Source organism: Brachybacterium sp. AOP3-A1-3 (assembly GCF_052378285.1).
GTDB lineage: Bacteria > Actinomycetota > Actinomycetes > Actinomycetales > Dermabacteraceae > Brachybacterium.
This window is the reverse complement of record NZ_JBQSXM010000016.1, coordinates 63,279-69,774: the sequence shown is the minus strand read 5'-3', so window position 1 is coordinate 69,774 and position 6,496 is coordinate 63,279. Positions and strand designations below refer to the sequence as shown.

Annotated in this window: 6 protein-coding genes; 3 read left to right on the top strand and 3 right to left on the bottom strand. The window is 72.2% G+C overall.

From position 1 onward, the window contains the following. Positions 1 to 127: 127 nt before the first annotated feature. The 3 genes from ACT3T5_RS16060 to ACT3T5_RS16050 all read right to left on the bottom strand — a co-directional run bounded on the left by ACT3T5_RS16060 (position 128) and on the right by ACT3T5_RS16050 (position 3,149). The gene (locus ACT3T5_RS16060; protein WP_444594882.1) at positions 128 to 949 is read right to left on the bottom strand and encodes an NADPH-dependent F420 reductase; all 822 of its coding nucleotides are present in this window, start codon (positions 947 to 949) and stop codon (positions 128 to 130) included. A gap of 106 nt (positions 950 to 1,055) precedes the next feature. Then, the gene (locus tag ACT3T5_RS16055) at positions 1,056 to 1,478 is read right to left on the bottom strand and encodes a VOC family protein (protein WP_444594881.1); all 423 of its coding nucleotides are present in this window, start codon (positions 1,476 to 1,478) and stop codon (positions 1,056 to 1,058) included. Positions 1,479 to 1,610: 132 nt separating this feature from the next. Next, positions 1,611 to 3,149: a sulfatase-like hydrolase/transferase gene (locus tag ACT3T5_RS16050; RefSeq protein WP_444594880.1), complete on the bottom strand. Its 1,539-nt coding sequence runs from the start codon at positions 3,147 to 3,149 to the stop codon at positions 1,611 to 1,613. A gap of 168 nt (positions 3,150 to 3,317) precedes the next feature. Here ACT3T5_RS16050 and ACT3T5_RS16045 point away from each other — a divergent pair, with 168 nt between their 5' ends. The 3 genes from ACT3T5_RS16045 to ACT3T5_RS16035 all read left to right on the top strand — a co-directional run bounded on the left by ACT3T5_RS16045 (position 3,318) and on the right by ACT3T5_RS16035 (position 6,494). Continuing rightward, a complete protein-coding gene (locus tag ACT3T5_RS16045; protein WP_444578855.1) occupies positions 3,318 to 4,262 on the top strand; it encodes a class II glutamine amidotransferase in 945 nt (314 codons plus the stop codon). Then, entirely contained in the window at positions 4,259 to 5,353 is a 1,095-nt protein-coding gene (locus ACT3T5_RS16040) for a CAAX protease (protein WP_444594879.1), read from the top strand. Before ACT3T5_RS16045 ends, ACT3T5_RS16040 begins: the two co-directional genes overlap by 4 nt. 124 nt (positions 5,354 to 5,477) lie before the next feature. Then, positions 5,478 to 6,494, top strand: coding sequence for a glycoside hydrolase family 43 protein (locus ACT3T5_RS16035; protein WP_444578857.1), 1,017 nt, complete (start codon positions 5,478 to 5,480; stop codon positions 6,492 to 6,494). The last annotated feature ends 2 nt before the right edge of the window (positions 6,495 to 6,496 follow it).

Sequence of the window (6,496 nt, the reverse complement as noted above, 5' to 3'; positions counted from 1 at the left end):
AGGGAGAGGTGGGCTTCCTGGGCCTTGCCCTCGCCCTGGTGCCGATGCTGCTGCTGAGCGCCGGGATCTGGTGGTGGCACTCGAAGCGCGCGGGCCTGGAGCTGTGGGAGCCGCAGCGGGGTCGGGGTCAGACCCTCTCGTCGGCCAGCGCGTCGTCGACCTCGTCGACCAGCCCGTCGGCGCCCGTGGCAGTGTCCGCGCCGAGCGCCGAGAGCACCTCGCGGCCCCTGTCGGTCTGAGGGAAGCGGTCCACGACCGCCCGCAGCGAGGCGGCGTCTATCCCCGCGCCGAAGGCCTCCGTGAAGGGCTGCAGGCGCACTCCCTCCGCCAGCGAGCCGATCACCACCGGGTCGAAGCCGAGCTCGTCCACCAGCTCGGCGACGATTCCCGCGGCCGGAGCCGGTCCGGCGATCGCGATGGCCGCCCGAGGAGCCGGGGCCTCGTGGCTGTCGGGTCCGTGGTTGTCGAGCCCGTGGGCGTCATTCTCGCGGGCGTCGTGCTCGCCAGCCACACGGCGGGCGAGGTCCTCGAGGTCGTGGTACCCCATGTGGTTGAAGGCCTTCACGACGCGCGCCCCGGGCAGCTGCGCCTGGACGAACTCGCTGGTCGACGCCCCCGCGTGGGAGAACTGCTCGAGGTGCCCGTCGGTCTCCCACCAGTAGTTCATGGCGTCCACGACGATCTTCCCGGCGAGCGCGTCGGCCGGGATCGAGGCGTGCTTGCCCAGGGGCAGCGCGAGGATCGCGAGGTCGGCACGCTCGGCGGCCTCCTGGTTGGTCACGGCCTGTGCCCCGGGGGCCAGGATCTGGGTGATCAGCTCGATCTTCTCGGGATCGCCGGAACCGGAGATCAGCACGTCGTGCCCGGCGGCGAGGGCGAGGCGGGCCAGCACGGTGCCGACCTTGCCGGCGCCGAGGATCCCGAGGGTGCGATGGAGGGAAGAGCTCATGACAGGGGCAACGCGGCAGGCGGGCGCGGTCTTCCCGGACGTGACCGGTTCCGCGCCCGCCGTGCGTGCCACCGCCCCTCCGCGGAGGGGCGGCGCTGCGGGCGCCTCAGCCCTGCGTGCCGGGCACGTCGATCTGCCAGAGCACGCCGAAGCGGTCCTTGACCTGCCCGTAGTGATCGCCCCACGGAGCCTGTGCGAAGGGCATCTCGATGCTCGCCCCGGTCGAGGTGAGCCTCTCGATGAGGGCTTCTGCATCGGCCACCGACCCCGGCATCACCATCAGGGAGTAGGCCGATCCGTCCAGCGGCTGCATGTCCTCCCCGATGTCGTCGCCCCCGGCGAGGGTGAGCAGGCCGCCGTCCAGCTGGGCGTGGGCGACGGACTCCGGCGGGGGAGTGAACGGCATGCCCTCCATGGGGTTGTCGCCGTAGGTGTTGAGCTCGAGGGTGCCCCCGAAGACCTCCGCGTAGTAGGGCATGGCCTCGGCGGCATTGCCGGGGAACGAGATGTAGGGCGTGGAACGGGGCATGGTTCCTCCTCAGGGGCGGGACCGCGTCGCGATCCCTCGTGCTGCTGATCGTGCCACCGGTGGCCGACGGACGAAACGGGCCGGAGGGGATGGCTCGGGCGCCCTGACGCGGTGGGTCCCGACGGGTGGTCCTCAGACCCAGCGCCAGTTGTGCGGCCGGGTGCGCGGCGTGTAGGCGCCCACGGGGAGGTCATCGGCCGCTCGCATCATCCATCGCACCAGCTCGCGGCGGAGCTCCGCCCGGAGCTGCTGGTGGTCGGCGTCGGCCGCGAGATCGTGGGTCTCCAGCGGATCGGCCAGGAGATCGTGCAGGGTGTCGTGGCCGCGGTCGTCGACCACGAGCTTGTGGTGGCCGCGCACGAGCATGCGCATCTCCCCGCCCAGGGTCACCGAGTTCAGCTCGTCGAAGCTCGCCCCCTCGTAGGAGAAGTGGAGAGGAGGCCGATCCGTCTCCTCGTAGGACACGCCCCCGTAGCCCAGCTCGCCGAGGATCGACCCGAACTCCTCGGCGGGGGCAGGAAGGCCCTGCAGCAACGGGTCGAGGGAGCGTCCCTGGACCCCGGGCGGGATCTCCCCGGTCAGGCGCTCGGCGAGGGTGGGCAGCACGTCGATGATCGAGACCAGCTCGTGGCGCTCCTGCGCGGAGATGCCGGGTCCGCTGAACCCCAGGGGGATGCGCTTCAGTGCATCGGGCATGGCGGCACCTTTGCGCTGCAGCCCGTACTCCCCGGTGAAGTCTCCGTGATCGGCGAGCACCACGAAGATCGTGGGACGGGCGGAGGACTCGATGGCGTCCAGCAGCCGTCCGATCTGATCATCGATCAGCCGCAGCATCCCGAGGTAGTTCGCACGATAGCGCCGCCAGGACCGATCGAAGCCGGGCCGCTTCTCCTCGATCAGCCGATGCAGCCACCGGAAGCGCCAGTCCATGCCGTCCAGCACACTCGCGTCGGTCTCCCGCTCGGGCACCTCGTCCTCGAACATGCTGAAGTACGGCTCGGGCACCTGGTAGGGGTTGTGCGGCTCGGGGAAGGAGACCCAGAGGAAGCGGGGACGGTCCGTCGGAGCCTGCTCGAGGGCGTGCAGGGCGCCGTCGACGATGCGAGCGGGGAACTGGTCCGCGACCTCGAACGGCGTGGGCTCCTCCGCCACGCCGTGGTCCAGGGCGCGCAGCCAGGCCTCGAAGCCGGCGGGGTCGCCGGTGGCGGGCCGGGCGGGGCCGCTGTCGTGGAAGAACGGCCCGGTGTAGCTGTCGAAGTCCTCTGCTCCCGGATGCATGTGCGGCTTCCCGCTGAAATGGAGCGAGTACCCCGCCCCGCGCAGCACGTCCAGCAGGTCCGCCCCGTACAGCGCATGCCCGGCGGTGCTGTTCTGCCGCACCCGGTGGGCGGTCGGGAAGCGACCGGTGAGCAGGCTCGTGCGGGCCGGGACGCAGACCGGGGAGGTGGTGTAGGCCCGGTCGAACCTCGTACCCGCGGCGAGCAGCGCATCGGTGCGCGGCATCGTGTCCGGACCGCCCTGGGCCGCCGTGCAGCCCACTCGCTGCTGATCGGTCATGAGCACGACGACGTCAGGGGCGGGGACCGTCGGCTCTCCGGGCCCCAGGGGCCCGTTGGAGGGCGTCGGTCGCGGCCGGGGCGGCGGTGTGAGGGGGCCGGGGGAACTGCTCATCCGCGGAGTCCTCGTCGTCGAAGGAGGCGATGGGTTCGTGGTCCGACGGTACCGCGCCCCCCGGACACCCGCGCGGTCCCGCGGGACCAGGACCGGACCGTGCCGGGTGGTGCGATCGTGGTTCCCCTCACTGCGCCCCCAGCCAGGGAGTTCTACAGTGGAGATGCCATGTGCCGACTCTTCGCTCTTCATTCCGACCGCCCCGTCACCGCCGATCTCTGGTTGCTCGATGCGCCCTACTCCCTGCTCAGCCAGTCGCGGTTCAACGCCGACGGCACGGGCCTGGGGTGGATCGACGAGGACGGCGAGCCGCGGATCCGCAAGCGCCCCGTCGCCGCCTACGAGTCCGAGGCGTTCACCGACTTCGCGACCACGCTGTGCTCCCGGGCGATGCTCGCGCACCTGCGCCTCTCCTCCGGCTCCGGGCACTGCGACGAGAACACCCACCCGTTCCTGCAGGACGGCATCATCAGCGCCCACAACGGGGTCCTGGAGGTCACCGAGGAGATGCGGCGGCGGGTCGCCGAGCTCGGCGCCGCCCACCACGTCCTCGGCTCCACCGACAGCGAGTGGATGGCCGCGCTGATCACCGGCGAGGTGGCCGCCCACGGTGGCGACCTGCGCGCCGGCGTGACCGCCGCGCTGAGCTGGATCGCCGCCCATGTCCCCGTGTACTCCGTGAACGTCCTGGTCATGAAGGGGGAGGAGCTCGTCGCGGTGCGTCTGCCGGCCACCAACGAGCTGTGGATCCTCGAGCGTCCCGCCACTGCGGAGACGCAGAGCGACCGCATCGAGCAGTCCTCGGACTCCCTGGCCGTGCGCGCACGCAGCGAGGATGCCCGCGGCGCGAACTCCGTCGTCCTCGCGAGCGAGCCCCTGGACGACGACCCCGCCTGGCGCCTCCTGGACTCCGGCGAGCTCGTGCATCTCACGGCCGACGGCACGCTGACCAGCGAGCATCCCTTCGGACCGCTCGCCCAGGCGCTCAGCATCGAGGACCTCGGCCTGTCGGCCGCGGCCTCCCAGGCGCATGCCGCGCAGGCCCGCGCCCAGGAGGATCGTCGTCGGCAGATCACCGAGAGCGGCGCGGACAGCGCGGAGCACGCCGCATGAACGGTGCCGCCTCCGCCGACGCCAGGCCTTCCGAGCCCGGCGCACGACCCACGCCCTATCACCGCCTGGCGACGCTGCGCCCGGCCTGGTCCGCCTGGAGCAGACCGCTGCTGACCGTCGTCGCCGCCCTCATTGCCTACGTCGTGCTGGCCTCTGTGCTGCTGGTGCTCACGATCCTCGTGCTCGCGCTCGCCCCCGGTGTGAACGTCGCGATCGGCGTCACCAGCGGTGATCCGACCAGCCCGCTGGACGTGGGCATCGCCCTCGCGATGGGCGCGCTGTGGTGGCCCGCCGGAGTGATCGGCGTGCGGATCGGCGGCTGGCGTCCGCTCGGTCCCACGTGGTCCGTCGCCGCCCGGCCGCGGCGCGAACGCCTGCGCTCCACGATCCTCCTCGCCGTGCTCGGCGCCCTGGTGGTGGTCGCCGTCGCGGCGCTCGCCGGTGGCCTGATGGGCACCGGATCCGACGGTGCGCCGGCAGCAGGTGGAACCTCCGCGGCCGACGGGGGAGCGCCGATCCTCCAGCTGCTCCTGGTGGTGCTGCTCGTGCTGATCCTGGTCCCGCTGCAGGCCGTCGGGCTCGAGCTGGCGCTGCGAGGCCTCGTGCTCCAGGCCGTCGGCACGTGGCTGCGCAGCCCCGTGATCGCCGTTCTCGTGGTCGCCGCGCTTGCCGTCATCGGCCGCGAGGCCACCGCCGCCGTGATGCTCCCCGCCCTGGCTGCAGCGCTCGCCGCCGCGGTGCTCGCCTGGAAGACGGGCGGCCTCGAGCTCCCGATCCTGTTCACCGCCACCACGACGGGTGCTGCGCTGATCGTCTCCGCGCTGGCCGCGGGGAGCGGCGCCGGAGCCGGCGTGGGGGCGCTCGGCGCGGCAGTCGCCGCTCCCGGCACCTCCGCCGCCGCGCTCGCGAGCACGGAGGCCGGACCGGTCCACGCCGACGCCGCCCTGGCCGGCGGCGCCGCCGCAGCGATCGCCCTGCTCGTCGTCACGGCCGTGATCGTCGTGGTGGTCAGTCGACGCGACGGCCTGCGCCTGCTCGAGCCCGTCGGCCGCGCCGCCGACGCGCCCGTGCCGGATCCCGTGCTGATCTGACACGAACCTGCCGTCCGTTCGGACCGAATCGTCCGCGAAACCTGGACACCTCGGGAATTCTCACGTAGGAATACTGGTGGTCGGGCACCGCCGCACGGCCGCCATCCCACAAAGGACGACGACGATGACGCCCCTCGCCCGCTTCTCCCGCCGCACCCTCCTGGCCACAGGAACCCTCACGGCGACCGCAGTCGGGGCAGGCCTCCCCGCCGCCAGCGCCGCGGCCGGATACACCAACCCCGTGATCGCCACCAACCAGCCCGACCCCGGCATCCTGCGCGTGGACCAGGGGTATTACCTGTACTCGACGGCAGGCGCCGCCGGGAACATGCCGGTGCTGAGGTCCCCGGACCTCGTGACCTGGCGCCGGGTGGGCGACGGCCAGCCCGTGATCGCCTCGTGGGCGAACAGCGGCAGGCACTGGGCCCCGGAGGTCATCGAGGTGGACGGCAGATACCACGCCTACTACACCGCCTGGGAGCGGGCCACGGACCGGCAGGCGATCGGGGTCGCCGTCGCGCTCCAGCCCGAGGGGCCCTTCCTCGACTCGGCGGCCGCCCCGCTGCTGTCCACCCCCGAGGAGGGCGGCTGCATCGACGCCTCGCCGTTCCGCGACGAGGACGGCTCGCTGTGGCTGCTGTGGAAGAACGACGGCAACGCCGCCGATCAGGATTCGTTCCTGTTCGCCCAGCGTCTCGCGGACGACGGACACTCCCTCGAGGGTGAGCGCAGCCGCATCCTCGAACGAGATCAGGCCTGGGAGATCTACACGATCGAGGGGCCCGCGATCATCACGCACGAGGGCCGGTACTACCTCTTCTACTCCGCCGGCGAGTACTGGAACGAGACCTACGGGGTGGGCGTGGCGGTCGCCGACGCGATCGACGGGCCGTGGACGAAGCTCTCCGACCAGCCCGTCCTCTCCGCCAACGACGTGGCCGCCGGGCCGGGGCACGGCATGCCGGTGAGCACCTCGGACGGCATCTGGTACGTCTACCACGCCTGGCATCCCGACCACATCGGCCAGGACCCCGGCCGCCAGATCTGGATCTCGAAGGTGCGCTTCGAGGGCGCAGAGGTGAGCATCGACGGTCCCTCGATCAGCAACCCGCTGCGGCCCAGGACCGTCTACCGGCCCTGAGC

Excerpts from the sequence above, each read along its gene's own strand:
- ACT3T5_RS16060 (WP_444594882.1), bottom strand. The coding sequence starts at position 949 with ATGAGCTCTTCCCTCCATCGCACCCTCGGGATCCTCGGCGCCGGCAAG.
- ACT3T5_RS16055 (WP_444594881.1), bottom strand. The coding sequence starts at position 1,478 with ATGCCCCGTTCCACGCCCTACATCTCGTTCCCCGGCAATGCCGCCGAG.
- ACT3T5_RS16050 (WP_444594880.1), bottom strand. The coding sequence starts at position 3,149 with ATGAGCAGTTCCCCCGGCCCCCTCACACCGCCGCCCCGGCCGCGACCG.
- ACT3T5_RS16045 (WP_444578855.1), top strand. The coding sequence starts at position 3,318 with ATGTGCCGACTCTTCGCTCTTCATTCCGACCGCCCCGTCACCGCCGAT.
- ACT3T5_RS16040 (WP_444594879.1), top strand. The coding sequence starts at position 4,259 with ATGAACGGTGCCGCCTCCGCCGACGCCAGGCCTTCCGAGCCCGGCGCA.
- ACT3T5_RS16035 (WP_444578857.1), top strand. The coding sequence starts at position 5,478 with ATGACGCCCCTCGCCCGCTTCTCCCGCCGCACCCTCCTGGCCACAGGA.